General features: G+C 74.8%; 22 protein-coding genes. 11 read left to right on the forward strand and 11 right to left on the reverse strand.

Going from position 1 to position 25,857, the window contains the following annotated elements; genetic code table 11:
* Nucleotides 1–156: 156 nt before the first annotated feature.
* Nucleotides 157–903: an SLATT domain-containing protein gene (locus AB0C99_RS05515; protein ID WP_362469731.1), complete on the forward strand. Its 747-nt coding sequence runs from the start codon at nt 157–159 to the stop codon at nt 901–903.
* Between the two features lie 90 nt (nt 904–993).
* On the opposite strand, the gene AB0C99_RS05520 is transcribed toward AB0C99_RS05515, so the two are convergent.
* The 3 genes from AB0C99_RS05520 to AB0C99_RS05530 all read right to left on the reverse strand — a co-directional run bounded on the left by AB0C99_RS05520 (nt 994) and on the right by AB0C99_RS05530 (nt 4,003).
* Entirely contained in the window at nt 994–1,647 is a 654-nt protein-coding gene (locus AB0C99_RS05520; protein ID WP_362469627.1) for a hypothetical protein, read from the reverse strand.
* A gap of 187 nt (nt 1,648–1,834) precedes the next feature.
* A complete protein-coding gene (locus tag AB0C99_RS05525) occupies nt 1,835–2,575 on the reverse strand; it encodes a GntR family transcriptional regulator (RefSeq protein ID WP_362469630.1) in 741 nt (246 codons plus the stop codon).
* A gap of 66 nt (nt 2,576–2,641) precedes the next feature.
* Nucleotides 2,642–4,003: an aspartate aminotransferase family protein gene (locus AB0C99_RS05530; RefSeq protein ID WP_362469633.1), complete on the reverse strand. Its 1,362-nt coding sequence runs from the start codon at nt 4,001–4,003 to the stop codon at nt 2,642–2,644.
* A 151-nt stretch (nt 4,004–4,154) separates the two neighbouring features.
* Here AB0C99_RS05530 and AB0C99_RS05535 point away from each other — a divergent pair, with 151 nt between their 5' ends.
* Together AB0C99_RS05535 and AB0C99_RS05540 are read left to right on the forward strand one after the other, a co-directional pair.
* Nucleotides 4,155–4,763, forward strand: coding sequence for a DJ-1/PfpI family protein (locus tag AB0C99_RS05535; RefSeq protein WP_362469734.1), 609 nt, complete (start codon nt 4,155–4,157; stop codon nt 4,761–4,763).
* A complete protein-coding gene (locus tag AB0C99_RS05540) occupies nt 4,760–5,221 on the forward strand; it encodes a MarR family transcriptional regulator (protein WP_362469636.1) in 462 nt (153 codons plus the stop codon). The genes AB0C99_RS05535 and AB0C99_RS05540 overlap by 4 nt, the downstream gene beginning before the upstream one ends.
* Before the next feature lie 16 nt (nt 5,222–5,237).
* On the opposite strand, the gene AB0C99_RS05545 is transcribed toward AB0C99_RS05540, so the two are convergent.
* The 3 genes from AB0C99_RS05545 to AB0C99_RS05555 all read right to left on the reverse strand — a co-directional run bounded on the left by AB0C99_RS05545 (nt 5,238) and on the right by AB0C99_RS05555 (nt 7,571).
* Nucleotides 5,238–6,038 (reverse strand): DUF2785 domain-containing protein, encoded by an 801-nt coding sequence (locus tag AB0C99_RS05545; protein WP_362469639.1) that lies wholly within the window; start codon nt 6,036–6,038, stop codon nt 5,238–5,240.
* A 50-nt stretch (nt 6,039–6,088) separates the two neighbouring features.
* A complete protein-coding gene (locus tag AB0C99_RS05550; RefSeq protein WP_362469641.1) occupies nt 6,089–6,559 on the reverse strand; it encodes a hypothetical protein in 471 nt (156 codons plus the stop codon).
* A 118-nt stretch (nt 6,560–6,677) separates the two neighbouring features.
* Nucleotides 6,678–7,571, reverse strand: a complete 894-nt coding sequence (locus tag AB0C99_RS05555) for a glycoside hydrolase family 19 protein (protein WP_362469644.1) — start codon at nt 7,569–7,571, stop codon at nt 6,678–6,680.
* Nucleotides 7,572–7,923: 352 nt separating this feature from the next.
* On the opposite strand from AB0C99_RS05555, the gene AB0C99_RS05560 reads away from it, so the two are divergent.
* Nucleotides 7,924–11,217, forward strand: a complete 3,294-nt coding sequence (locus tag AB0C99_RS05560) for a hypothetical protein (RefSeq protein WP_362469647.1) — start codon at nt 7,924–7,926, stop codon at nt 11,215–11,217.
* 30 nt (nt 11,218–11,247) lie between these two features.
* Here the strand turns inward: AB0C99_RS05560 and AB0C99_RS05565 are convergent, their stop codons facing one another.
* Nucleotides 11,248–12,189: an NADP-dependent oxidoreductase gene (locus tag AB0C99_RS05565; RefSeq protein ID WP_362469648.1), complete on the reverse strand. Its 942-nt coding sequence runs from the start codon at nt 12,187–12,189 to the stop codon at nt 11,248–11,250.
* Between the two features lie 190 nt (nt 12,190–12,379).
* Between AB0C99_RS05565 and AB0C99_RS05570 the strand changes: the two genes are divergently transcribed.
* Nucleotides 12,380–13,861 carry a substrate-binding domain-containing protein gene (locus AB0C99_RS05570; RefSeq protein ID WP_362469651.1) on the forward strand — a complete coding sequence of 494 codons (1,482 nt, stop codon included), beginning with the start codon at nt 12,380–12,382 and terminating at the stop codon, nt 13,859–13,861.
* A 39-nt stretch (nt 13,862–13,900) separates the two neighbouring features.
* Nucleotides 13,901–15,799: a serine/threonine-protein kinase gene (locus AB0C99_RS05575; RefSeq protein WP_362469654.1), complete on the forward strand. Its 1,899-nt coding sequence runs from the start codon at nt 13,901–13,903 to the stop codon at nt 15,797–15,799.
* 87 nt (nt 15,800–15,886) lie between these two features.
* Here the strand turns inward: AB0C99_RS05575 and AB0C99_RS05580 are convergent, their stop codons facing one another.
* Complete coding sequence (locus tag AB0C99_RS05580; RefSeq protein ID WP_362469656.1) at nt 15,887–17,170, reverse strand: adenylosuccinate synthase; 1,284 nt, start codon at nt 17,168–17,170, stop codon at nt 15,887–15,889.
* Between the two features lie 143 nt (nt 17,171–17,313).
* Between AB0C99_RS05580 and AB0C99_RS05585 the strand changes: the two genes are divergently transcribed.
* Nucleotides 17,314–18,114: a diacylglycerol kinase gene (locus tag AB0C99_RS05585; RefSeq protein WP_362469658.1), complete on the forward strand. Its 801-nt coding sequence runs from the start codon at nt 17,314–17,316 to the stop codon at nt 18,112–18,114.
* Nucleotides 18,115–18,284: 170 nt separating this feature from the next.
* Nucleotides 18,285–19,739, forward strand: coding sequence for a hypothetical protein (locus AB0C99_RS05590; protein WP_362469661.1), 1,455 nt, complete (start codon nt 18,285–18,287; stop codon nt 19,737–19,739).
* Here AB0C99_RS05590 and AB0C99_RS05595 read toward each other — a convergent pair.
* Nucleotides 19,730–20,221: a MarR family transcriptional regulator gene (locus tag AB0C99_RS05595; RefSeq protein ID WP_362469664.1), complete on the reverse strand. Its 492-nt coding sequence runs from the start codon at nt 20,219–20,221 to the stop codon at nt 19,730–19,732. The genes AB0C99_RS05590 and AB0C99_RS05595 overlap by 10 nt on opposite strands.
* Before the next feature lie 75 nt (nt 20,222–20,296).
* Here AB0C99_RS05595 and AB0C99_RS05600 point away from each other — a divergent pair, with 75 nt between their 5' ends.
* Nucleotides 20,297–21,238: an ABC transporter ATP-binding protein gene (locus AB0C99_RS05600; protein ID WP_362469667.1), complete on the forward strand. Its 942-nt coding sequence runs from the start codon at nt 20,297–20,299 to the stop codon at nt 21,236–21,238.
* On the forward strand, nt 21,235–22,794 hold the full coding sequence (locus AB0C99_RS05605; protein WP_362469669.1) for an ABC transporter permease: 1,560 nt from the start codon (nt 21,235–21,237) through the stop codon (nt 22,792–22,794). The genes AB0C99_RS05600 and AB0C99_RS05605 overlap by 4 nt, the downstream gene beginning before the upstream one ends.
* 108 nt (nt 22,795–22,902) lie before the next feature.
* Here the strand turns inward: AB0C99_RS05605 and AB0C99_RS05610 are convergent, their stop codons facing one another.
* Nucleotides 22,903–23,703 (reverse strand): hypothetical protein, encoded by an 801-nt coding sequence (locus AB0C99_RS05610; RefSeq protein ID WP_362469672.1) that lies wholly within the window; start codon nt 23,701–23,703, stop codon nt 22,903–22,905.
* A 104-nt stretch (nt 23,704–23,807) separates the two neighbouring features.
* Here AB0C99_RS05610 and AB0C99_RS05615 point away from each other — a divergent pair, with 104 nt between their 5' ends.
* A complete protein-coding gene (locus AB0C99_RS05615; RefSeq protein WP_362469675.1) occupies nt 23,808–24,524 on the forward strand; it encodes a TetR-like C-terminal domain-containing protein in 717 nt (238 codons plus the stop codon).
* A gap of 22 nt (nt 24,525–24,546) precedes the next feature.
* Here the strand turns inward: AB0C99_RS05615 and AB0C99_RS05620 are convergent, their stop codons facing one another.
* Nucleotides 24,547–25,812 (reverse strand): cytochrome P450, encoded by a 1,266-nt coding sequence (locus AB0C99_RS05620; RefSeq protein WP_362469677.1) that lies wholly within the window; start codon nt 25,810–25,812, stop codon nt 24,547–24,549.
* Nucleotides 25,813–25,857 lie beyond the last annotated feature (45 nt).

The raw sequence follows: 25,857 nt of genomic DNA on the forward strand, positions 1-25,857 counted from the left end.
GATCAAGACCCTCTTGCGGGCGGAAATCCCGGGATTCGGGGCCCGCCCCCCACCATTCGGCGGTAGGAAGGGCAGGCACCACGTGCACCGCACGTCACAGAAGGTCACGAGCCCCGAGCTGAACAGAGGAGTCCCCCGGTGAGCCAGCAGCCGGACATGCAGCCGCAGCCGGGGAATCCCGAAGGCCCGGGCGGGACCGGCGGGCCGGACGGAACCGGCGGTCCGGCGCCCGATCGCGACCTGACCGGGTCGCCCTTCCCCCTCGGCGACTGGGGCGAGCCCGCCGAGCGCCTCGACGAGCTCTACCGCTGGGTCGAGACGAACGCCCTGCGCACCGCCGAGTGGTACCACTCCGACCGGGTCTGGAAGCGCCGCTGCGCCCGCGCGCTGCGGCTCGGCACCGCCCTCGGGGTGATCGCCGGGGCCGCCCTGCCGCTGCTCGACCTGACCGGCGTGGCCCGGGGCGCGGCCGGCTGGGGCTATCTGTCGCTCCTGCTCGGCGCCGCCTGCCTGGCCTGCGACCGGTACTTCGGGCTGACCTCGGGGTGGATGCGGGACGTGGCCACCGCGCAGGCCGTGCACCGGCGGCTCCAGGCGCTCCAGTTCGACTGGGCCTCGGAGAGCGTGCGCGAGGTCCTCGGCCCCACCGAGGGCACGGCCAGCGAGGCCGCCGAGCGCTGTCTGGGCGTGCTGCGCCGCTTCTCGGAGGACGTGACGGAGCTGGTCCGGGCGGAGACGGCGGACTGGATGCTCGAATTCCGCTCGGGCCCGGCGCCGCTGGCGCTCCAGGCCGTCGGCACCCCGGCGGCCCGCCCCGAGAGCGGGCACCCCTCGGGCCGCTTCCCGCTCCCGCCGGGCACCCGGCCGAACATGCCCCGGCAGCGCCCGCCGGAGCCGCGCTGAGACCGGAGCCGCGCCGGGACCGCAGCCGCCACTGCGGCCGTAGCCGCACTGAGGCCGGAGCCGCGCCGAGCCCCCGGCGGCCCCGCCGCCTCAGCTCAGGATGATCATCGAGCCCTGGGCGAGGCTGCGGGTCGCCGCCGCGTGGAGGCCGAGCCAGACGTGCCGCTCGCGGGCGAAGGGGCTGTCGTCCTGGTACGGGACGGGGGCGGCGGGTTCCTCCAGGGCCGTGGGCCGCTCCGGGGGCGCGGGCGCGGCCGGCGGGTTGGCCGGGTCGATGCCGATGGCGGGCGCGACGAACTGGAGCTCGCGCAGCAGGCCGTGCGAGGAGCCCAGCGGGCCGCCGCCCTCCAGGAGCTCGTCGTTGGAGAGGGGCACGGGGAAGTCGACGGGCACGTAGGCGCCCGCGTGGTCGTAGTGCCAGACCAGGTGGGACTGCTGCGCGGTGGCCTCGAACATCTCCAGGAGCTGCTCGTAGTCGCCGCCGAGCTCGCCGACCGGCTCGACCGGCAGCCCGCACATCTGGAGCAGGTAGGCGCGGCGCAGGAAGTGCAGGGCCTCGTAGTCGAAGCCCGCGACCGGGGCGACGTCGCCGGAGAGCCCCGGCATGTAGGCGTAGACGGGCACGGTCGGCAGGCCGGCCGTGGTGAGGGCGTGGTCGTAGGCGGCGATCTCTTCGGCGAAGGGGTTGTCGGCGCTGTGGCACAGCACGTCGACGAGGGGGACCAGCCACAGGTCACAGGCCAAGGGAGGCTCGCTCTCCGTCAGTTCGCGGGGTCGGCACGGGCGGTGTGCAGGGACGGCCAGGGTAGTCGGGCCCCCGCGCGCCGCACACCCCGCCGGGGAACTGCCCCCGCGGGGGCCGCCCCAACCGGCCGCGGGCCCGGCGGATGACCGGATCCGGCCGGATCCGGCCGGATCCGGCCCGTGCGGCTCAGCGGGGGCGCCGCTCCCGGCGCGCGGCCCCCTCCGGCCCCTCCGGCCGCTCCAAGCGCTCCAGTCGCCGCGCCCACTCCAGGGCGCGCGCGTTGTGGTCCCGTACGACGGTGACGGCGGTGTCCGCGTCGCCGCGGGTGACGGCGTCGACGAGTTCGACGTGCCCGCTCCACAGCCGGCGGGTGTACTCGGCGTCGGCGCGCAGGTGGGGCACGGCGAAGACCCATGCCTGGACGCGCAGCCGGTGCAGGAAGTCGGCGATGTGGTCGTTGGCCGAGACCAGCCGCCCCAGCTCGCGCCAGTAGCGGATGTCGTAGCCGATGAGGACCTCCAGCTCGCCGGCGCGCGCCGCGCGGGCGGCGGCCTCGCCCCGGCGCCGTATGGAGACCAGGGTGACGCCGTAGGAGAGGTCGGGTTCGACGGGCGGGGTGCGGGGGGCGGCGCGGCGGAAGATGCCGTCGACGACGAGCATCCGGGCCTCGACCATGCCCCGGTAGTCGGCGACCGAGAAGCGGTGCACGCGGAAGCCGCGGTGCTGGTCGGAGTCGAGCAGGCCCTGGGCGCAGAGGTCCACGAGGGCTTCGCGGACGGGGGTCGCGGACACCCCGTACTGCTCGGCGATCTGCTTGACGGTGAATTCCTCACCGGGCGCGAGACGCCCCGCGAGGACTTCGTCACGCAGCGCGTCCGCGATCTGCTGCCGCAGGGTGTTGCGGGTGACAGCTCCGCTCGCGGGCATGGTGGTCGGCCCCCTCCGTCCGGCTCCCGGACACCCTAGTCCAGGGCACGGAGGGGGCCGCCTCCGTCACACGGTGTAGCGGTCCGCCACGGTCAGGGCCGCGTCCAGGGCCGCCAGGCCCTCCTTGGCCTCCGCCTCGGAGACGTTGCAGGCGGGGACCGCGTGGGTGCGGTTCATGTTGACGAAGGGCCACAGGCCGTTCTTCTTCGCCTCGGCGGCGAAGGCCGCCATGGGGGCGGCGTCCGCGCCGGAGGCGTTGTACGGGACCAGCGGCTCGCGGGTCTCGCGGTTCTTGACCAGCTCCAGCGCCCAGAAGACGCCGAGGCCGCGCACGTCGCCGACGGACGGGTGGCGCTCGGCGAGCTCGCGCAGGCCGGGGCCGAGCACGTTCTCGCCGATGTGGGCGGCGTGCTCGACGACCTTCTCCTCCTCCATGACCTGGATCGTCGCCACGGCGGCGGCGCAGGCCAGCGGGTGGCCGGAGTAGGTCAGGCCGCCCGGGTAGGGACGCTGGTCGAAGGTCGCGGCGATCTTCGCGCTGATGGCGACGCCGCCGAGCGGGACGTAGCCGGAGTTCACGCCCTTGGCGAAGGTCAGCAGGTCGGGCACGACGTCGAAGTGCTCGGCGGCGAACCACTTGCCGGTGCGGCCGAAGCCGGACATGACCTCGTCGAGGATGAAGACGATGCCGTACTTGTCGCAGATCTCGCGGACGCCGGCCAGGTAGCCGGGCGGCGGGGTCATGATGCCGGCGGTGCCGGGCACGGACTCCAGGATGATCGCGGCGACGGTCTGCGGGCCCTCGAACGCGATGGTCTCCTCGAGGTGCCGGAGGGCGCGGGCGCACTCCTCGGCCTCGTCCGTCGAGTAGAACGGCGAGCGGTAGAGGAACGGCGCCCAGAAGTGCTTCACGCCGGCGGAGGCCGAGTCGGAGGGCCAGCGGCGCGGGTCGCCGGTCAGGTTGATCGCGGTGTGGGTGCCGCCGTGGTACGAGCGGTAGGCCGAGAGCAGCTTGGTCCGGCCCGTGTGCAGACGGGCCATGCGGACGGCGTTCTCGACGGCCTCGGCGCCGCCGTTGGTGAAGAAGATCTTGTCGAGGTCGCCCGGGGTGCGCTCGGCGATCAGGCGAGCGGCCTCGGAGCGGGGCTCCACGGCGAAGGCGGGCGCGAAGGTCGCCAGCTTGCCGGCCTGCTCCTGGATCGCCGCGACGACCTTCGGGTGCTGGTAGCCGACGTTGGTGTAGACGAGACCGCTGGTGAAGTCGAGGTAGCGGTTTCCTTCGTAGTCCCAGAAGTACGAACCCTCGGCGCCGGCGACGGCGAGCGGGTCGATCAGGCCCTGGGCGGACCAGGAGTGGAACACGTGCGCGCGGTCGGCGGCCTTGACGGCCGCACCGGCCTGGGGGTCGGGCTCGACATGAGGGGTCATGGGTCGAGGGTAAGGAACCGCAGGTGGGGCGGGCCATGGCCATCTTGTCCACCGAGACCGGGACGGACGAGACAGTGTGCCGGACGGGGGCCCGCGCAGGGCCTTCATTGACAGCAAGCTGTCATCATGACAGTCTTCTGTCATGGATGCGATGACGAACAGCCCCGAGTTCCCGAAGACCGTCCACCTCGCCGTCTACGACACCCTCGCCGACTGGGAGACCGGCCACGCGACCGCGTGGCTGGCCCGCGCCGGATACACCGTCCGCACGGTCGGCGCCGCCGCCGACAAGCCGGTCACCACGATCGCCGGGATCCGGATCCTCCCCGACCTCTCCCTCGACGCGCTCGACCCCGCCGACAGCGCGCTGCTGATCCTCCCGGGCGCCGAGAAGTACGACGAGGGCGACGAGCTCGCCCCCTTCACCGCCAAGGCCGCCGCCTTCCTCGACGCGGGGGTGCCGGTCGCCGCGATCTGCGGCGCCACCGCCGGACTCGCCCGTGCGTGCCTGCTCGACGACCGCCCGCACACCAGCGCCGCGTCCTTCTACCTGGCCGCCACCGGCTACGCGGGCGCCGAGCGGTACGTGGAGGCGGACGCCGTCACCGGCGGCGACGTCATCACCGCCGGGCCCACCGAGCCGGTCGCCTTCGCCCGCGAGATCTTCGCCCGGCTCGGCGCCTACGAGGGGAAACGGGACGCCTGGTTCCGGCTGTTCCACGACTCGGACCCGGCCGCCTTCGCGGAGCTGAACGGGTGAGCCGCCGCCAGCAGGACGCCCTCTCCCGTACCGCCCTCGGCGTCTTCCGGCTCAACGGGCAGTTCCTCGCCGTCTCGGAGCGGCTCGCCGAACCGGCCGGCCTCACCGCCGCCTGGTGGCAGGTCCTCGGCGCGGTGCTGCCCGAGCCGCTGCCCGTCTCCGGGATCGCCCGCGCCATGGGCATCACCCGGCAGAGCGTCCAGCGGATCGCGGACCTCCTGGTCAAGGAGGGCCTGGCCGCCTACGCGCCGAACCCGGCGCACCGCCGCGCCAAGCTCCTCGCGCCCACCGAGGCGGGCCGCGCCGCCGTCCGCCGCATCGACCCCGCCCACGCCGAACTGGCCGCCCTGCTCGCGCGGGAGCTGGGCGGCCAGGAGGCGTTCGACGAGACGGTACGGGTGCTGGAGCGGCTGATCGGGGCGATGGAGGCGGTGGAGAGCGCCGCTCCCTATTCCTGAGCCGTCGACTCACCGGTCAGCGCGGGGCCATCCGGTCCAGGACCTCGCCGAGGCGGGCCTTCACCGCCCCGGCGTGGCGCAGCGGCTCCGGATCGGCCGCCGCCGGGGCGCCCGGCGCGCGCACGCCCCGGTCCGCGAGCACGTACAGCAGCCGCAGCGTCCGCAGGCAGTTGGAGAACGCGGCCGGCACCGGCGTGACCAGCCGGTCCGCCCCGAACTCCGCCTCGACCGCGTCCAGCCACTCCACCGAGCCCTGCTTGCCCAGGTCGCCCCGGGTGAGCACCCGGGCCACCGCCCGCGCGAGCCGGTCGTCCTCCAGCTGGTCCAGCACGTGCCCGGTCGGCGCCGTCAGCCGCGCGGCGGCCAGCTCCAGCATCCGCACCGGGTCCACGTCCGCGTGCCGCCCGAGCCGGTCCAGCAGGTCGGCCCCGTGCGCCACCGCGTGCAGCCAGCCCAACTCAGGGTCGTGCCCGCGCAGATCGTCCTCCGCCGCGTACCACCGCTCGAAGGCGTCCACCCACGCGGGGTCGAAGCCCCCGGCGCCCACGACCATGTCGAGGACCAGCGGCGCGAACGTCCGCGCCTGGACCTCCGGGTCCCCGAACCGCGCCGCCATCGCGTCGCCGAGCTCCTGCCGCAGCTCCCCGTCGATCACCCCGCGCTCCAGCCAGGTGTGGAGCACCGCGTACGGGGCGCCGTCCCGGACCTCCGGGTCCCGGTCGGCGAGCGCGCGGGACAGCTCTCCCACGAGTCCGCGCAGGTCACGGTGGGCGGGCACGGCGTAATCGGCGTCCACGACGCTGTTCCAGTCGGTCACGCGCGCACGATAATCGGACCGGCGCCGCCGGTGCCGGGAATTAGCGGGAGCTAGCGCCCCGCGTACGGGTCCGCATACAGATCCGCGTACGGATCCGCGTACGGATCCGCGAACAGCTCCGTCACCGTGCTGCGCAGGAGTAACGGGTGCACCAGCCGCCCCGGCTCCGTCGGCGGGCACCGCCACGAGAGCGGCCACGTCTTCCCCGTCAGCGCCGGGACCGGCACATAACTCACATGGGCCGGGCCCGCGTTGAGCCGGGTCACCCCGCGCGGCCACGAGCGGCGCGCGGTCGAGCCCGGCGGCACCAGGAAGTACACCCCGCGCCGCCCGTTCGCCTCGGCCACGACGGGCCCCGGGTCGCCCCCGGTGAGGGATTCCATCCAGTCGGCGAGCAGCCGGCCCTCGTCGCCGTCGACGCGCACGGCGTCGAACCGCACCCCGGCCTTGCGGAGCTGGAACCCGGAAAGCGGCAGCCAATCGCACGGGCCGGCGTTCCGCTCACTGTCTGAAGCGTTCACAGGGACATGGTGACGGGTCGGGGCGAGCGAGCGCGGAACGTACGGGAGGGCCGTCCGGGACGTGTCCCGGACGGCCCTCCCGGCGGCTGTCAGCTCACCCCGCCGACCGGGCCGCCGCTCAGCAGGACAGGTTCGACCCGGCGGGGACGCCCAGGATCTGGGTGAACTGCTGGTACTTGGTGACCCGGCTCTGCACCTGGGCGGGGTTGCCGCCGTTGCACTCCAGGGCGCCGTTGATCGCCCAGATCGTCTGGCCGAAGCCCGCGCCGTTGACCATCGCGTTGTGGGCGGTCATGGTGCCGGGGCCCTTCTGGGTGTTCCAGTACCAGAGGCCGGTGGCCATGGCGATGGCCGGCTCGCGCTCGACGCGCCAGGGGTTGTTCAGCAGGTCGATGCCGAGGGCGTCACCGGCCGCCTTGTAGTTGAAGTTCCAGGAGAGCTGGATCGGGCCGCGGCCGTAGTAGGCGGCCTGGCCGGCGGGGCAGCCGTAGGACTGGGTCGCGTCGCAGTAGTGGGGGTAGTTGGCGGTGTTCTGCTCGACGATGTAGTAGAGGCCGCCGGTCTCGTGGCTGACGTTGGCGAGGAAGGCCGCGGCCTCCTGCTTCTTCACGGTGTCGCCGCCGGTGGTGGCGAAGGCCGGGTACGACTTGAGGGCGTCGACGAGTCCGGCGTACGTGTAGAAGGGGTTCCGGTTCGGGAACATCTGGTTGAACTGGGCCTCGGAGACGACGAATCCGGACGGGTCCGGGTTGCCGCCGCCGTCACCGCAGACGCCCTGGTCGGCCCAGACGCCCCACTGACCGGTGGTGCCGGGGGTCTCGTTCTGGGTCCACCATTTGGCCTGCCAGTTGTGGCCGTTGTACGAGGCGGTCTGGCCGCCGGTGTAGACCGCGCCGGAGCTCCAGGCCGCGGCGCAGGCGGGGGCCGCGGCGGCGGAGGTGGCGGGGAGGAGTACGGCGAGGCCGACGACCGTACAGATCGCGGCGAGAACGGTGAGAAGACGTCGCAACACGCGCTCTTCCTTCCGGTGGGGGAAGGCCCAGCGAAGCGTGATTGGTCTGGACCCGTCAAGGTCTAGACCAAACCGAAAACTCGAAACGGTGCCGGGAGTTCCGCTGTTACGCTCCTTTTCGGCCTGCGCCGGGGGGCACAGGAATGCCACAGGGGCACCACAGGCCGCAGCTGTCACAGCTGTCACAGAGCGGACCGGATTCCGTCCGGACCGCCACAGGGGAACACGGGGAGAACACCAGGTGGTTCGTCATACCCTCGCGCGGAGGGCCTCTCTCGCCGCGCTCGGACTCACGGTCGCCGCAGGTGGCCTGATACCGCTGGCCTCATCGGCGTCAGCGGACACCCCGGGAGTGCCCGGGGAGCTGGTCGTCCCGGCGGCGGTCAAGACAACCCCCCGGTTCGACGCGGTCTACAAGGCGCAGCAGGGGGAAGCGGGGGACGCGGACAGCGTCGGCTCCGAGGGCGTCTTCCTGGAGCTGGACGGGCGCCCCGATCCGGTCTGGACCCGCTTCGACGACGGCCTGACCTCCGATATCCCCGGCATCGGCGCCGAGACCCGCCCGGGGCGCGGCACCGGCACCGACGCCCTCGCCTACGTGTCGGCGGACCGGGTCGACCTGCGGTACCCCGACGGCCGGGTGCAGACCCTGCGCCTGCCCGCCGGGCTCAAGGAGGCCGACGTCTACGGGCCGCGGGCGGTCGCCGACGACGCCACGGGCCGCACCACCATCTTCTCCGCCGGGGCCGACGGCACCACCGTGGCGCACCCGGTGGAGGAGCCGGCGGGCACCGAGTACGGCCCCGCGGTCGCGGGCGACACCACGTCGATCCTGCTCCGGGGACCCGAGCTGAACGGGAGCAGGACGTACACCCTGGTCGACGCCGCAACGGGCGCCGTCGAGGGCCGCTTCCCGTCCGTCCCGGCCCGCTTCGCGTACACCATGATGTCCGGGAAGTACGTCGCGTTCTACGGCGACTACACCGACCCCAAGGTCCTCGTCGGATCCCGCGCCGACCTCGGGGCACCGCTGACCGAGGTGCCGTTCAGCGTGTACGACCAGCCCGCCGCCCTCGTCGGCGACTGGCTCGTGACCACCGCGTACAACAGCATCAGGGCCGTACCCGTCCGGGGCGGCGCACCCGTTGAGCTGACCCAGGGCGAGAACCTCGGCGTCGGCCAGGGCACCGACAGCGCCGTCGTGGTGACCGGGCCCGGCAACGACGACTGGGCGGTCCGCCGCATCACCCAGGGCGCCGACGGCAAGCCCGCGGTCTCGGTCGTGAAGAGGCTGCCCGGCACCCCCGTCCCGGTCGAGAGCCTCGCGCTCGACCACGGCCAGCTGACCGTCCTCGACCGCAGCGACGCCACGTCGAACGAGGCGCGCGCCTGGCGGCGCGGGCTGACCACGACCGGCGAGCCCGGCTACGGGAAGCGCGACCCCAGGAGCCTCCGGGTGGAGCCCTGCCCTGCCGGGGACACCGCCTGCGAGGAGCTCTGGGCCGCGGGCAACGGCGGCTTCCTGAGCCATGTCACCGGCAGCGACGGCTACATCAGCGTCCAGGGCTGGGAGCAGGGCATCCTCAACTTCACCTACCCGAGCGGCACGGCCCGCGTCCGCGACCTCAGCGGCTCCTACCTGGTCATGGACGTCACCACGGGCCGGGGCACCACCCAGCGCGTGGTGCGGATGACGTCCGACCCCGAGAAGACCGAGGTCCTGGAGCAGCGCGCCCCCGTCGCCGCCGCCCTCTGGGGCTCCTGGCTGTGGAGCGCGGGCGCCGAGAAGGGCGCCGTCGGCGCGAAGGACCTGAAGACCGGCAAGGCCGTCGAGGCGCTCAACACCGGCGCGCCCTGCGTGCCCGAGGAGCTCCAGGCCGTCGGCCGCTGGCTCTACTGGTCCTGCGGCGCGAACGGCCCCGCCGGGGTCTACGACCGTACGGACAAGACCGGCAGGACCGTGCCGTCCGGCGAGGCGCTGCTCGGCGACGGCTACGTCGTCACCCACGACAAGGCCGCCGGGAAGCTGGTCCTGACCGGCGCCGAGGCCACCGCGGCCTCCCGCGTCGTCGGCGACCTGCCCGACAGCGGGCGCGCGCAGCGGCGGATCACCTGGACCGTCGACAAGTGGGGCGGCGACCTCGCGTACGCCGACGCGGAGGGGCGGGTGCACGTGGTGCCGAGCGGCGTCGCGCGCCAGCCGCTGACGCTGCTCTCCCGCGAGGACACTCCGAACGCCCTCGTCGAGGCCGGACCGCGGGAGGAGCCGGTGCTCCTCACCACCGTCGTGCCCTCCCGCCCCTTCGGCGACTGGACCCTGACGGCCCGCCACCACACCACCGGCAAGGTCACCGAACTCGCCTCGGGCACCGACGGGCGGACGCTGCGGCCGACGTGGAACGGCAAGGACGCGTCCGGGACGCTCATGGGCAACGGCCGGTACACCTGGACGCTGACGGCCCGCCCCGACGGCCCCGCAGGCGCCCCGACGACGCTGAGCGGCGAGGTCGTGCTGCGCGGCGGCGCGTCCCCGGCGCACTCCAGCTTCACCAGCCTGCCGCCGCGGCGGGTGCTCGACACCCGCGACGGCACCGGGGTCGCCAAGGGCAAGATCGGCGCCAAGGGCTCGGCCGTCCTGGACCTCTCCGAGGTGCCGGGCGTCGACTGGCAGACCACCACCTCGGTGGCCCTGCACGTCACGGCGACCAACCCGACCGCGGGCACGTACGTCACCGCGTACGCCGGGGCCTACGGACGGCCCGCCGCCTCGCACCTCAACGTGGCCGCCGGGCAGACCGTGTCCAACCTGGTCGTCGTCCCCGTCGACGACGGCAAGGTGACCTTCTACAACCACGCGGGCACCGTGGACCTGATCGCGGACCTCGCCGGGGTGAACGGCGCGGGCGACGACGACTCCCTCTACCGCCCGATGACCCCGTGGCGGGCGCTCGACACCCGCAGCGGGCTCGGCGCGCCCAAGGCGAAGGTCGCGGGCGGCTCGCGGGCCCGGCTCTCCTTCCAGGGCACCGAGCTGGCCGACCCCGCCGTGACGGCCGTCGTCCTCAACGTCACGGCGACCAACGTCACCGCCGGCACCTTCGTCGCCGTCCTCCCCAAGGGCTCGGCGGTCGTCGGATCGCACCTCAACCCCGGCGAGGGCGAGACCCGTTCGAACCTGGTCGTCGTGCCCGTCAAGGACGGCGGCGTGGACCTCTACAACCACGCGGGCTCCGTCGACCTGATCGCGGACGTGGCCGGCTACTACACCGGCGACCGGGTGGGCTCGCTCTACTCCTCGCTGAACTCACGGCGCGTCATGGACACCCGTGACGGCACCGGCGTCGCCAAGGCGAAGGTCGGCCCGGCCGGGACGGTCACCCTGACGGTGGGCGGCACGGCGAACGTCCCGGCGGAGGCGACGGCGGTGGTCCTCAACGTGACCGCCACCAACACCACCTCGGCCACGTACGTCACGGCCTACCCGTACGGCACCACCCGCACCGCCGCGTCGAACCTGAACGTCCCCGCCGGGGCGACCGTCTCCAACCTGGTCGTCGTCCCCGTCAAGGACGGCAAGGTGACGTTCTACAACCACGGCGGCACGGCGGACCTCATCGCCGACGTGCAGGGGTTCTACGCCGAGTAGGCCCCGCCCGCGGCCCGGCGGGCCGGACGTTCAGATCATCAGGACGATCCGGCCCGGCCGGTGCCCCGACTCCGCGCGCTTGTGGGCCTCCGCGGCCTCCTCCAGGGGCATCACGTCCGCCACCCGGGTGATCAGCTCGCGGGCCGCCACCTGCTCCAGGAGCCCGGCCAGGGCCGCCGCGTCGGGGCGGCCGACGACCGTGTGGACCTCGATGCGGCGCTCGGCCGTCGGGGTGCGGTCGGGGGCCAGGGCGGCGAAGGTGCCGCCGTCCTTCAGGGCCGCCAGCACCGGCGTACCGAGCAGGGCGCCGTCGAAGACCCCGTCGAAGCCGTCCGGGACGTGCGCCAGGACGTCCGCGAGGACCTTCGCCGGCTCCCCGCGCGGGACGACGTGTTCGGCGCCGAGGACCTTCAGCTCGTTCTCGTCGCCCTCGTACGACACGCCCACCACCCGCAGCCCGGCCGCCGCCGCCAACTGGACGGCGAAGCGGCCCACGACGCCGCTGGCGCCCGTCACCAGGAGCGTGGCGCCCGGCGGGAGGTCCAGCTTCTCCAGGCCCTGGCGGGCGGTGACCGCGCCCAGCGGCACCGAGGCCGCGGCCGTGAAGTCCACGTCCGCCGGGACCGGCGCCAGCCATTCCGGGTCCACCCGGATGACCTCCGCGTACGTGCCCTCGCCCGTCAGCTCCGCGAACCACGGGACGAAGCCCGCCACCCGGGTGCCGGCCGGCAGCTCGCCCGCCGGGTCGAGGAGGCGGCCCGCGAAGTCCGTGCCGAGGACGAACGGGGGGCGCAGGGCGCCGATCGCGTCGGCGTACAGGCCCTTCCTGATCCTCAGGTCCGCCATGGTCACACCGGCCGCCTTCAGCCGGACCCGCACCTTCCCCGGCACCTCCCCGGCCTCGGGTTCCGGGCGGCGGGCCATGCTGAGGACCTCGGGTCCGCCGTAAGCGGTCACTTCGACGACACGCATGCGGTTCTCCTCCTGCGGCAGCCCCCTCGTGGCCATTACACCCACGCCCGGCACCCCCGGCAACAGGGGTGGGCCCGGACGGACGGCGGGACCCGGCGGACGGCGGCCCCGGTTGCGGAAGCGCGAACGCCGGGTGGCGGGCGGACGAGGTCGGCCACCCGCTCGCACGTACGTCCGTACCGTGGCCGCCGTGGACTGGGTCAGCCCCGAGAACGTCATCGCCGTCGTCACCGCGCTGCTCGGCGTCGTGGTGACCTTCGGCGTCCTCGTCATCGAGCGCCGGGTGCCGCGCCGCAAGCGGATCGGCTACCGCGTGCAGCTGGACACCCCCGTCGGCGAGCGCGACAACCCGGACGCCGGGCTCTTCCACGGGCAGCCCGACATGGCCGACGCCACTCTCGTCCTGCTGCGCGTCGAGAACGACGGCGCCGTCTCCATCGGCCGCGAGGACTACCAGCTGGACGACCACGGCCTGACCGTCGAATTCGGCCCCCGCCAGGTCCGGGCCGTCGCCGTCACCGGCGCGCCCTTCACCGCCGCCGCCCTCGCCCACGGCGGCAGCCAGGTCCGGCTCCCCAAGGTGCCGCTCAACCGGGGCCAGTACTTCAAACTGCTCGCCCTGCTCACCGGCGGCCCCGTCGGCACCCCCGTCACCGTCTCCGGCGGCATCCGCGACGGCGACCTCCACACCAACCACAGCACCACCCTCGACGACACCCCGCCCGTCCTCGGCCGCGCCGCCCGCGCCGTCACCGTCGTCCTCACCGTCTGCGTCGTCGTCCTCGCCACGATCATCGTGGTCCGCGACGACGCCCCGCCGCCCATGGGCTGCGCCCGCGGCACCCTCACCGTCACCGGCTCCACCGCCTTCGCGCCCGTCCTGCGCGACCTGGCCCGCCGCTACGAGGAGGACTGCGACGGCGCCACCGTCCTCGTCGACACGCACGGCTCCACCGCCGGGATCCGCGAGCTCGCCGAGCGGGGCGCGCGGAGCCCCAAGAGCGCGCCCGCGCTGATCGCCCTCTCCGACGGACGCAAGCCCGACGGCTACCCGCAGCTGCGCGAGACCATGGTCGCCGTCTCCCTCTTCGGCCTCGTCGTCAACGACAAGGTGCCGCTGACGGACCTGTCCCTGGACGACGTACGCCGGATCTACCGGGGCGACGTCGTCGACTGGAGCCGGCTCGGCGGCCCCGACCTGCCCGTCCTGCTGGTCAGCCGGGACGCCAACTCCGGGACCCGCGAGGTCTTCCAGCGGCGCGTCCTCGGCCGCAACGAGCCCGCCAACTCCTCCCGCGACTGCGTCCACAAGGACGATCCCGAGGCCCGGGTGGTGCGCTGCGAGCTCGACAGCACCGACCAGGTCCTCGGCACCGTCGCCGCCCTGCCCGGCGCCATCGGCTACACCGAACTGCGCTCCGGCAGCGGGCTGAAGGGCCTGCACCGCGTCGGCATCGACGGGCGGCACCCGAACGTGGACGAGATCGGCACCTCCCCCTACCCGTACCGGGAGATCGAGTACGCCTACACCTGGGGCGTGCCGCCGGCCGACTCGCTGACCGCCGGCTTCCTCGCCTTCCTCGGCAGCGGCGGCGGGCAGGCCGTCATCAGCACCCACGGGCACCTGCCCTGCGCCACCCCGAAGGGGCTGCGGATCTGCGGCGAGGGCTGAACCCCCGCCTCCGCGCGGGTGTCTGGCATCCTCTTCCGCGTGGATCCCTTGAACGCGGAAGACCCGGTCGCGGTAGGGCCGTTCCGGCTGATCGGCCGGCTCGGCGTGGGCGGCATGGGCCGGGTGTTCCTGGCCCGCTCGGCCGGCGGGCGCATGGTGGCCGTGAAGGTCGTGCACGCGGAGCTGGCCGCCCAGGACGAGTTCCGGCGCCGCTTCGCCCGCGAGGTCGCCGCCCTGGAGCGGGTCGGCGGCACCGGCACCGCGCCCGTCCTCGGCGCGGACACCGCCGCCGAACCGCCCTGGGTGGCCGTCGGGTACGTGCCGGGGCCCTCGCTGCGGACCGTCGTCGGCGACGCGTACGGGCCGCTGCCCACCGACAGCGTCCGCACCCTCGCCTCCGGGCTGGCCCGCGCCCTCGTCCACGTGCACGCGGCGGGGCTCGTCCACCGGGACCTGAAGCCCTCGAACGTGCTGCTGACCGTCGACGGCCCGAAGATCATCGACTTCGGCATCGCGCGCGCCGTCGACACCGTCACCGACGGCGGGCTCACCAGCACCGGCGCGGTCGTCGGCTCGCCCGGCTTCATGTCGCCGGAGCAGGTGCGCGGCGAGAGGCTGACCCCCGCGTCCGACGTGTTCTGCCTCGGCGCCGTCCTCGCGTACGCGGCGACCGGGCGCACCCCGTTCGGCGGCGCCGACAGCGGGGTGCACGCCACCATGTTCCGGATCGCCCACGACGAGCCCGACCTGACGGGCCTGGCGCCGGAGCTGACCGGGCTGATCCGCGCCTGCCTCACCAAGGACCCGGCCGGGCGGCCCACCGCCACCGAGCTCGTCGAGACCCTCCCGGTCACCGAGCCGTGGCTGCCCGCCGACCTGCTGGCCTCCCTCGGACGGCAGGCGGCCCGGCTGCTGGAGGCGGAGACGGAGCCCGAGACGGGGCCGGATACGGAGAGGGAGGGTGCCGCGGGGCACGTCACGACGGCCCCGACTCCGGCCCCGGCCCCGGGCCCCTCCGTCTCCGTCTCCGTCTCCGACACCGTCGCCCCGCGCCGCCGCCGGCGCGGGCTCACCGCCGCCCTCACCGCCCTCGCCGTCGCGGGCGCCGCCGTCCTCGCGTACGTCGCGTGGCCGCAGGAGCGGTCGGGCGGCACCGGCGAGGGGCGGGCCGCCGGCGGCGCGTCGGCCGCGCGGCCCGCCGGGATCGTGCCCGCCGCTTTCCTCGGCGCCTGGGAGGGCGTGCTGCGGGGCTCGGCGGAGGCCCCGTACGAGGTCAGCCGGATCGAGATCGCGCAGGGCGCGGCGGGCAGCCGCAGCGCCGTCTACACCCATGTCACCGGGGAGCGGCTCTGCATCGGGCGGGCCGTGCTGCTGTCCGCGAACGACACCGAGCTCGTCCTCGGCGAGGCCGAGATCACCGCGAGCGTGCCCGAACGGCGCTGCACCCCGGCCGCCCGCCAGACCCTGCGGCTGCGCGCCAACGACGTCGTCGAGTGGGGCTCGGGCGTCGCCAGGAGCACCTTCCAGCGGGCCAGGACCGGCGGCTCGATCGTCCCGGCGGCCCTGCTCGGCACCTGGAACCAGGTCCCGCTCGCCGGGCCCCCGCCGGGCGGCGCGGACCGCTGGATCAACCGGCTCACGGTCACCCAGGGCCCGGTCGGCGCCGCGCTGGTGCGGCTGGAGCAGTCGTATCCGCGCACCGACGACCAGGGAAACGTCACCTCCGAGGACGTCGACTGCGCGGCGACCGCCGTCGTCGGCGCCGCCGGCCGGCTCCTCGTGCTCGGCCCGCAGACCCGCGACCCGGACACCTGGGACCCGGACTGCGTCGAGGACGTCTCCACCAACCTGCGGATCGTCCGCCACCAGGGCAAGGAGCGGCTGCTGATGTACGGGATGTCGGCGGACGGGGAGCCCGGGGAGTACGTACGGGGCTAGGGCCTGTCGTCGCCGTCCCCGGCACGCGGAAGGGCCCGCCCCCGGTCTTCCGATCCGGGGTGCGGGCCCTTCCGTGGCGGGCGGTGCCTAGAGGAACGAGTTGATCTCGATCGTCTCGGTGCGGCCGGGGCCGACGCCGATCGCGGAGATCGGGGCGCCCGACATCTCCTCCAGCGCCTTCACGTACGCCTGCGCGTTCTTCGGCAGGTCGGCGAAGGTCTTGGCCTTGGTGATGTCCTCGGACCAGCCCGGCAGCATCTCGTAGATCGGCTTCGCGTGGTGGAAGTCGGTCTGCGAGTAGGGCAGCTCCTCGACGCGCTTGCCGTCGATCTCGTACGCGACGCAGACCGGGATCTGCTCCCAGCCGGTGAGCACGTCGAGCTTGGTGAGGAAGAAGTCGGTCAGGCCGTTCACGCGGGTCGCGTAGCGGGCGATGACCGCGTCGAACCAGCCGCAGCGGCGGTCACGGCCGGTGGTCACACCGCGCTCGCCGCCGATCCGGCGCAGCGCGGCGCCGTCCTCGTCGAAGAGCTCGGTCGGGAACGGGCCGGCGCCGACACGGGTCGTGTACGCCTTGAGGATGCCGATGACCCGGCTGATCTTCGTCGGGCCCACACCCGCACCCGTGCAGGCACCGCCGGCGGTCGGGTTCGAGGAGGTGACGAAGGGGTACGTGCCGTGGTCGACGTCGAGCAGGGTGCCCTGGCCGCCCTCGAACAGCACGACCTTGTCCTGGTCGAGCGCGTTGTTCAGGATCAGCGTGGTGTCCGCGACGAACGGCTTGATCTGCTCCGCGTACTGGAGCATCTCCTCCACGATCTGGGCGGAGTCGATCGCGCGGCGGTTGTACAGCTTGGCGAGGAGCTGGTTCTTGCCCTCCAGCGCCGCCTCGACCTTCTGGGTGAGGATCGACTCGTCGTACAGGTCCTGGACCCGGATGCCGACGCGGTTGATCTTGTCGGCGTAGGTCGGGCCGATGCCGCGGCCGGTGGTGCCGATCTTCCGCTTGCCGAGGAACCGTTCCGTCACCTTGTCGAGCGTGACGTTGTACGGGGTGATCAGGTGCGCGTTGCCGCTGATCAGGAGCTTCGACGTGTCCACGCCGCGCTCGTTCAGCCCGCTCAGCTCGGAGAGCAGGACCGCCGGGTCGACGACGACACCGTTTCCGATCACCGGGGTGCACCCCGGGGAGAGGATTCCGGAAGGGAGAAGATGCAGCGCGTACTTCTGGTCGCCTACGACGACCGTGTGGCCGGCGTTGTTGCCGCCCTGGTAGCGCACCACATAGTCAACGGATCCACCGAGGAGGTCGGTGGCCTTTCCCTTGCCCTCGTCACCCCACTGAGCACCGAGCAGCACAAGTGCGGGCACAGGCGTACACCCCTTCCGGGTGGGGCATGTCCAAGGTCAGGGGGCGTACGCCGCCTCACCGGTGTGCCCCGGAATAGACGAAGCCCCTGGCGCAATAGCGCAAGGGGCTCTTGCACAAAGATGCTACCCGAGGAAGGACCGAGGTGTCGGATCACGACCAGCTGCTGGTCATCATCGACCCGGTCGCCCGCCGATTGGACGGCGAGTCCGTGCGGATCGCGAAGGATGTGCTGTCCGCCGGCGCGGAAGCGAAGATCTGCCTGCCGGACGGTCCCGAGGAGTTCGCCCGGATGCTGGCCAGACGCGGTTCCCGGCGCCCCGTCGTCCTCGGCGACGACCGTGCGCTGCTCCGCGCGGTGACCCTGCTGGAGCGGGACGGCGACCCCGCCGGGCCGCCCCTCGCCCTGGTCCCGGTCGGCGCCCCGGACCGGATCCAGACCGCCCGCGCGCTCGGCGTGCCGCCGGGCCCGGTGGGCGCCGCGCGGGCGGTCCTCGACGGCGTGGCGCGCCGCCTGGACCTGCTCGTCGACGACAGCGGCGGGGTGGTGCTGCACCGCCTGGAGGTGCCGGCCGCCCGGCTGCTCGCCGCCGCCCCGCCGACCGTCTGGGACACCTGCCGCTCGCTGGTCCGCACCCTGGTCCGGCCCGCGCCCGCGCCGCTCCCGGACCGCTCCCACCGGCTGCGGGTGGAGGCGGACGGGGTGCTGCTCAGCGACGTGGACACCCCGCTGACGGGCCTGACCGTGCGCGCCCTGGGCGGCGCGGCGGCGCTGACCCTGGCCCCGGCCGCCGCCCCTCCGCTGCACGCCACCGCGCAGACCCTGACGGTCACGGGCCCGGACTTCCGCTACCGCGCGGACGCCACGGTGTCGGGCCCGGTGCGGCGGCGGGAGTGGCGGGTACGGGCGGGGGCCTGGGCGCTGACGCTGCCGAGGGACGGCTGACCGGCCCCGGGACCGGGCCAGGTCCCGGGATCCCCTTCCGCCGGCCTTCGCGCCCTGCGGTTACTGTCCCTGCGTACGCGTAGGCGTAGGCGTACGCATCGACGTAGGCGTCGGCAGGGACAGGGGTGGTGGATGTGGCCGGGGGGCCTGGGGGAAACGCGGTGAGCACCGTGAGCACCGTGAGCACGGTGTGCGCGCTGGATCTGCCGGAGACGGCGGAGGAGCTGCGGCTGTACCGGCGCGGCGGCGTCCGGCTGGCGCTCGGCGGCCTCGGCGTCGTGGTCCTGGCCGCCGTCGGCTTCGGCGTGCTGCCGGAGGACCCGCCGTGGGCGCAGGACCTGGCCGGATACGCGGGGCTGTTCGGGATGCTGGCCGTCGTCTTCGGCCTCGTCCGGCTGCCGCTCGCGCGCCGCTTCCGCCGGATCCTGGCCGCCGGGCCCTGGACGGCCCACCCCGCGACCGCCGTGGTGCGCTCCTGGAGCGGCGAGGCCGTCGTCCTGGCGACCGCCGACGGGGGCGTGCTGCCGCTGCGGGTGGTCGCGAGCCGCGCGCGCTGGGAGGAGGTGCGGCCGGCCCCGTCGGGCGTGCTGTGGTGGTGCGGCGACCCGCGCACGGGCGGGGTGCTCGCGGCGCCCGGCGGCCTGCCGCTGTTCCGGGCCAAGCCGGTGTGGGGCATGGCCGCGCGGCAGCGGCTGCTGGACCGCGCCGACGAGGTGGGCCTGACGGCGCTGCCGCTGCCGGCCCCGCCGCAGGAGGCGCGGCCCGCCCCCGGCGCCCCCGCCGTCGCCCGGGGGGCCGGGCTCCCCTCGTACGAGCGCTTCGCCGCGCACGCCGTGTCCTGGGGCGCCGCCCCGCCTGCCCGCAAGCGCCCGCGCGGCCCCGAGGCGGACCCTCGCACGGCCCCGTGGTGGCGGCTGCGCTCGCTGCGGAGCGTGGCGGGGCTGCACGGGGTCGGCTTCGGCCTGTCCGGTGTCGCGGTGTTCGGCGGGCTGGCGGCGATGGATCTGCTCTGGCCCGACCCGGAGTCGCCCGGGGGCCCGCCGACTCACGTCGTGCTGATGATGACGGCCGCCGCGGCCTTCACCCTGTGGCAGGCGTTCCAGGTGTGGCACCGGGGGCTGCCGGTGGTCCGGGTGCTGGTCCGGGCCGCGCTCGCGCCCGTACCGGTCGAGCGGCGGTACGCGCTGGTGCCCGCGCCGGTCGGGAACGACGTCTTCCTGGTGCTCTTCCCCGCGCACGGCGGGCCGGAGGACCGGCCGGAGGCGGTGCTGCCGCTGCTGCCGGACCAGCGGCCGGTGCCGCCGACCGGGACGGCGGAGCTGCGCGGCTGGCTGGACCGGGACGGCGAGGACGAGCGGGACCCGGTGGTGGTGCCGTGGCTCGGGGACCGGCCGCTGTGGCCCGCCGGGCCGTACCTGGAGGCGGGCACGGCGGACGGCGCCGAGCTGCTGGGCCACCTGGCGGGGCTGCTGGAGCCGGTGCCGGCCTCCGGGCCGGGAGCCGGGTCCGCCCCGGAGGCCGGGCCGGGAGCCGGGTCCGCCCCGGAGGCCGGGCCGGGAGCCGAGTCCGCCCCGGAGGCCGGGCCGGGAGCCGAGTCCGCCCCGGGGGCGCCCGCTCAGCCCTGAGCGGACGCGGCGCCCTCGGCCCGCTTGTGGTCCCGCCAGCGGTCCAGCAGGCCGAGCATCTCCCTCTGAAGGAACTCGAAGAACTCCGCCGTCTCCGCCGTCCGGGCCCCCGCCGCCGTGTCCGGGCCGAGGGTCGCGGCGCCGTCCCTGAGGACCTTCTCCCAGCGGGTCAGGACCTGGTCGCGGCGGGTGAAGGTCTCGTACCAGAGCTCGTTGTGCAGGACGTAGCGCTCGCGGCGGGTGCCGGGGTCGCGCTCGCGGCTGACCATGCCGACCTGGGTGAGGTAGCGGACCGCGCCGGAGACGGCGGCCGGGCTGATCCGCAGCTGCTCGGCGAGCTCGGCCGAGGTCATCGAGGCCGTCTCGGAGGCCAGCAGCGCCGCGAAGACGCGGGCGGCCATGCGCTGCATCCCCGCCTCGGTGAGTTCGGCGGCGAAGCGTTCGACGAAGCGGGAGACCGCCTCTTCGTTGGTCGTCGTCATGCCCTCCACTATCGCATCCACTTTCTACGTTTCCTTAACTTCACAAATTTGTGAAACGCGCGTAGGTTCAGAAGCATGACGAAGGCAATCACGGTGGCCGGGCTCCACAAGGCGTTCGGCCGCACCCACGCGCTGGACGGCCTCGACCTCGACGTCGAGCCCGGCGAGGTGCACGGCTTCCTCGGGCCCAACGGCTCCGGGAAGTCCACCACCCTCCGCATCCTGCTCGGCCTGCTCCGCGCCGACTCCGGGACCGTCCGGCTGCTCGGCGGCGACCCCTGGGCCGACGCCGTCGACCTGCACCGCAGGACCGCCTACGTCCCCGGCGACGTCACCCTCTGGCGCAACCTCTCCGGCGGCGAGGTCATCGACCTCTTCGGGCGGCTGCGCGGCGGCGTCGACCCGGCCCGCCGCGCCCGGCTCGTCGAACGCTTCGAGCTCGACCCCACCAAGAAGGGCCGCAGCTACTCCAAGGGCAACCGGCAGAAGGTCGCCCTGGTCGCCGCCTTCGCCTCCGACGCCGAGCTCTTCCTCCTCGACGAGCCCACCAGCGGCCTCGACCCGCTGATGGAGGAGGTCTTCCAGGAGTGCGTCGGCGAGGCCCGCGAGCGCGGCGCCACCGTGCTGCTCTCCAGCCACATCCTCAGCGAGGTCGAGACCCTCTGCGACCGGGTCAGCATCGTCCGCGCGGGCCGCACCGTCGAGACCGGCACCCTCGCCGGGCTCCGCCACCTCACCCGCACCAGCCTCGTCGCCGAACTCGCCGCCGCACCGCCCGACGGCCTCACCGCCCTGCCCGGCGTCCACGACCCGGAGGTGCGCGGCACGCGGGTCCGGCTCCAGGTGGACACCGACAAGCTCGACGCCGTCCTGCGCGCCCTGACCGCCACCGGCGTCCGCAGCCTCACCAGCACCCCGCCGACCCTGGAGGAGCTCTTCCTCCGCCACTACACCGACGGAGCCGACGCGGCGGACGCCGCCGACGCCCCCGACCCGGCGACCGGGGCCGGGTCATGACCGGCACCCTCGCCCTCACCCGGCTCGCCCTGCGCCGCGACCGGCTGACCCTGCCGCTGTGGATCCTGGTCACCGGCGGCCTCGTCGCCGGCGGCCCCGGCTCCCTCGGAGGGCTCTACGGCACCCCCGCCCAGCGCGCCGAGCTCGCCGCCTCCATGACCGCCAACGGCTCGCTGCGCGCCCTGTACGGGCCCGTCTTCGACGACTCGCTCGGCGGGCTCGTCGCCTGGCGGTTCGGCACCTTCGCCGCCGTCCTCGCCGCCGTCATGAGCCTCCTCACCGTCGTCCGCCACACCCGCGAGGAGGAGGAGACCGGCCGCCAGGAACTGCTGTCGGCCGCCGCCGTCGGCCGCCGCGCCCCGCTCGCCGCCGCGCTGCTCACCGCCCTCGCCGCGAACACGGCCGTCGCCCTCCTCGTCACCGCCGGGCTCGCCGCCCAGGGCGCCGCCGGGGCGCTCGCGCTCGGCCTCGCGATCGGCGCGACCGGCCTGGTCTTCGCGGCCCTCGCCGCCGTCGTCGCCCAGCTCACCGAGAGCGCCCGGCTCGCCAAGGGCCTCACCGGCGGCCTCCTCGGCCTCGCCTTCGCGCTGCGCGCGGCGGGCGACGCGGGCAGCCCCGACGGCGGCTCCGCCCTCACCTGGCTCTCCCCCGTCGGCTGGGCCGAGCAGGTCCGCGCCTTCGCGGGCGACCGCTGGTGGGTGCTGGCGCTGCCCGCCGCCGCCACCGGCGCGCTGCTCCTCGCCGCGTACGCCCTGCACACCCGCCGCGACCTCGGCGCGGGCCTGCTGCCGGGCCGCCCCGGCCCCGCCGCCGGGCGGCTCGGGACGGCGGGCGCGCTCGCCTGGCGGCTCCAGCGGGGCACCCTGCTCGGCTGGTCGCTCGGCTTCCTGCTCGGCGGGCTGGTCTTCGGCGGCCTGGTCGAGGGCGCGGCCGAGCTCGTCGGCGACAACGAGCGGGCCCGGGAGATCTTCGAGCGGATGGGCGGGCAGACCGCCCTCACGGACGCGTTCCTGGCCACCATGACCGGGCTGTTCGGGATGGTCGCCGCGCTGTTCGCGGTCGGCGCGGTGCTGCGGGCGCACGGCGAGGAGACCTCGGGGCGCGCCGAACCGCTGCTCGCCGCCCCGGTCGGACGGCCGCGCTGGGCGGCCGGGCACCTGGCCGTTGCCTTCGCCGGGCCGGTGCTGATCCTGCTGCTCAGCGGGGCGGGCCTGGCGCTGTCCTACGGGCACGAGCCGGGCCGGGTCGTGGGCGCCTCGCTCGCCCAGCTCCCCGCCGTGTGGACGCTGGCCGGGCTCGCCGTGCTGCTCTGGGGCGCCGCCCCGAGGGCCGCCTCGGCCGCCTGGGGCGTGACGGGGCTGTGCCTGGCGCTCGGCTGGATCGGCCCGGCGCTGAACCTGCCCCGGGCGGTCCTGGACCTCTCCCCCTTCGCCCACCTGCCGAAGCTGCCCGGCCAGGCGCTGACCTGGGCCCCGCTGCTGCTGCTCACCGCGCTGGCGGCGGCCCTGACGGCCGCCGGGCTCGCGGGGCTGCGCCGCCGGGACCTGGCGGGCTGAGCCCGCGCCCGTACCCGCCCGCGTACGCCAGTGGCCCCGGTCCCGTCGTCACGGGGCCGGGGCCACTGCGGTGCCCGGCGCTCTCGCGCGTACCGCTCGCGCGGCCGCTCAGGCGCTCGCCGGGGCCTGCGGGGCCACGGTGGGCAGCGGGTGGACCGGAGCCGCCGGGTAGTGCGACGGGGCGCCGCCGAGCAGGCGGGACTCCGGCAGCCACATGGCCAGGATCAGGCTGGTCCGGTCGAAGACCTGGGTCGCGCCGATCTCCTCGGGCAGCAGCCGGCCCGGCGAGGCCATGCCGGCCAGGGCCGCGAGCGAGCGGTTCGCCGACTCCTCGGCGGTCGGCGCCTCGACCCGCGCGGCGACGGTCAGCACGGCGATCTGCTTCTCCTCGGGCTGGTGCATCAGCCAGACGCTCGCCGCGCCGGACGCCTCGGCGGCGTCGCGCAGCGCGGGCCAGGCCCGCTCCAGCAGGGCCGCGACCTCGGCGGCGTCGCCCGGGTACGTCCAGCGCTCGAAGCGGTTGACGTGGTGGGTGGTGGCCAGCGGGGTGAAGTCGTGGGCGCCGGTGACGCGCCAGATGTGCCGGTCCACATCCAGGAAGAAGGGGCGGTCCCAGAACTTCACGCCCTCCTCGAACTCCAGCTCCTCGCTGGTGAAGCGGTCGTAGTCGAGGACGTCGTCCCAGGTGTCGAAGAGGTAGCGGCCGCCGATCTGCGGCTCGCCCGTCACGGCGTCGTAGCGCAGCGGCGTGTACTTGTGCCGCATCCCGGACCGGATGTCCATGCTGCGGCGCTCGATCTCCAGCATGTTCACGAGCTTCTGCACCGGCAGGTCGCCGGGGATCTCGAAGTCGGAGGTGAAGGCGGCCTCGGCGGTGATCGGTCCGGTCTCGTAACCACGGATGTCCACGGAACTCTTTTTCCTTTCGGGGGGGGGTGCTCCGCCAACGTAAACGAACACCGTTCGAAAAAGCAAACACTGTTCAGTTTCCGATCGGGTGTATCCTCGGGCGCATGGACGCACCCCCGCAGCAGACCCGCCGCGCGCGCCTGCGCGCCTCGACCCTCGACGAGATCAAGGCCATCGCCTCCCGCTCGCTCGCCGAGGGCGGCGCGGCGAGCCTGTCACTGCGTGCCGTGGCACGTGAGATGGGCATGACACCCGCCTCGCTGTACACGTACTACGACACCCGTGACGAGCTGCTCGCCGCGCTCGCGGCCGACGCGTACGCGGGCCTGGCCGACGCCCTGGAGCGGGCCCGTTCCGGCGCGGGCGCCCAGGACCCGGCGGGCCGGCTGATCGCCCACGGGCTCGCCTACCGGGAGTGGGCCCTCGCCCACCCGCACGAGTTCCGGCTGCTGTACGGCGAGGCGCTCACCGGGCACCCGGCGTCCCCGTCCTCCCGGGCCGCCGCCGAGGCCGAGCACCGGCTCTGCCTCGGGCTGCTCGGCCTGGTCGCCGAGGCGTGGCCGGGCGCCGGGGCGGCGCGGGGCACCGAGGAGTACGCGTGGGAGGACTTCGACCCCGCCTTCGTCCCCGTCGCCCGCGCGGCCCACCCGGAGCTGCCGCCCGCCGCCCTCGCCGTCACCCTGCGGGTGTGGGCCCGGCTGCACGGGCTGGTCGCGCTGGAGGTGGCCGGCGTCCTCGGCCCGAGGGCCCGCGACACGGCCCGGCTCTACCGCGACGACCTGCGCGAGCTGGCCCGCGCCCTGGGCCTCCCGGCGGCCTGAGCGGCCCCGGCCCCCCGCCCCCTCAGACCTCGACCATCAGCCCCTCGAAGCCCCGGATCACGTACCCCGGCTTGCGCACCGGCTCCGCCGCCAGCCGCAGCCCCGGCGCCCGGCGCAGCAGCTCGCCGAAGACGGCGGTCAGCTCCAGGCGGGCCAGCGGGGCGCCCAGGCAGTAGTGGATGCCCGCGCCGAAGGTCACGTGCGGGTTGTCCGCGCGGGCCAGGTCGAGCCGGTCGGCGGTGGGGCCGAAGCGGGCCGGGTCCCGGTTGGCCGAGCCGAAGAGCAGCGCGACCTCCGAGCCGCGCGGGATGACCAGGCCGCCGAGCTCGATGTCGTCGAGCACCCAGCGCTCGAACATCTGGAGCGGCGTGTCGTAGCGCAGCAGTTCTTCCACAGCTGTGGACAACTTCCCGGAAGCGCCCCCGGCGCCCCCTGCGGCCCCACCGGCCCCGGCCGCCCCGTCGGCCCCAGCCGCCCCCACGTCCCCCGCGAGCCCGCTCCACCGCCCGTGCTCCAGCAGCGTCCGGCAGCCGTTGACCGTGGTGTTCACGGTGGCCTCGTGGCCCGCGTTCAGGAGCAGCACGCAGGTGGAGATCATCTCCTGCTCGGTCAGCCCGGCCACCCCGATCAGCGCCGAGACCAGGTCGTCGCCCGGCTCCTTGCGCCGCCGGGCGATCAGCTCCCGCAGATAGTCGGAGAACTCGATCGAGGCGCGCACCGCACGGCGGGCCGTCTCCGCCGAGGGGTTCAGCTCGTACATCCCGCAGATGTCCGCGGACCAGGGCCGCAGCCGCCCCCGCTCCTCCTCGTCGTCCGGCACCCCCAGCATCTCGGCGATCACCGCCACCGGCAGCGGCTCCGCGACCCGCGCCTGGAGGTCCCCGCCGCCGTCCGCGACCAGGCCGGCCACCAGCTCGGCGGCCAGCCGCCGCACCGTCGGCGCCAGCCGCTCCACGGTCCGGGGTGTGAACGCCTGCGAGACCAGCCGCCGGATCCGGGCGTGGTCGGCGCCCTCCAGGTCCAGCAGCCCGTGGTCGTTGAGCGTGTGGAAGGGCTCGTGGGCCGCGTCCGGCGCCTCCCGCCCGAACTCCTCGTGGCCGAAGCGGTGGGTGTACGTCCGCCCGAGGCGGCGGTCGCGCAGCAGCGCCGACACGTCCGCGTGGTGCGGCACCAGCCACTGGCGGCTCGGCGCGAACCAGTGGGCCCGCCCGGCGGCCCGCAGCCGCTCGTACGCGGGGTAGGGGTCGGCGACGAACTCCGGGGACCAGGGATCGAAGGCAGCGTCCATGACCGGACGCTACCGGCCCCGCGGCCCCCGGGCCCCCCGTACGGC

It is taken from the genome of Streptomyces sp. NPDC048659 (assembly GCF_040650575.1).
Lineage (GTDB): Bacteria > Actinomycetota > Actinomycetes > Streptomycetales > Streptomycetaceae > Streptomyces.

Coding starts and splice junctions, on each gene's coding strand:
- AB0C99_RS05515 (WP_362469731.1), top strand. CDS start 157: ATGCAGCCGCAGCCGGGGAATCCCGAAGGCCCGGGCGGGACCGGCGGG.
- AB0C99_RS05525 (WP_362469630.1), bottom strand. CDS start 2,575: ATGCCCGCGAGCGGAGCTGTCACCCGCAACACCCTGCGGCAGCAGATC.
- AB0C99_RS05530 (WP_362469633.1), bottom strand. CDS start 4,003: ATGACCCCTCATGTCGAGCCCGACCCCCAGGCCGGTGCGGCCGTCAAG.
- AB0C99_RS05535 (WP_362469734.1), top strand. CDS start 4,155: ATGACGAACAGCCCCGAGTTCCCGAAGACCGTCCACCTCGCCGTCTAC.
- AB0C99_RS05565 (WP_362469648.1), bottom strand. CDS start 12,189: ATGCGTGTCGTCGAAGTGACCGCTTACGGCGGACCCGAGGTCCTCAGC.
- AB0C99_RS05595 (WP_362469664.1), bottom strand. CDS start 20,221: ATGACGACGACCAACGAAGAGGCGGTCTCCCGCTTCGTCGAACGCTTC.
- AB0C99_RS05600 (WP_362469667.1), top strand. CDS start 20,297: ATGACGAAGGCAATCACGGTGGCCGGGCTCCACAAGGCGTTCGGCCGC.
- AB0C99_RS05605 (WP_362469669.1), top strand. CDS start 21,235: ATGACCGGCACCCTCGCCCTCACCCGGCTCGCCCTGCGCCGCGACCGG.
- AB0C99_RS05615 (WP_362469675.1), top strand. CDS start 23,808: ATGGACGCACCCCCGCAGCAGACCCGCCGCGCGCGCCTGCGCGCCTCG.
- AB0C99_RS05620 (WP_362469677.1), bottom strand. CDS start 25,812: ATGGACGCTGCCTTCGATCCCTGGTCCCCGGAGTTCGTCGCCGACCCC.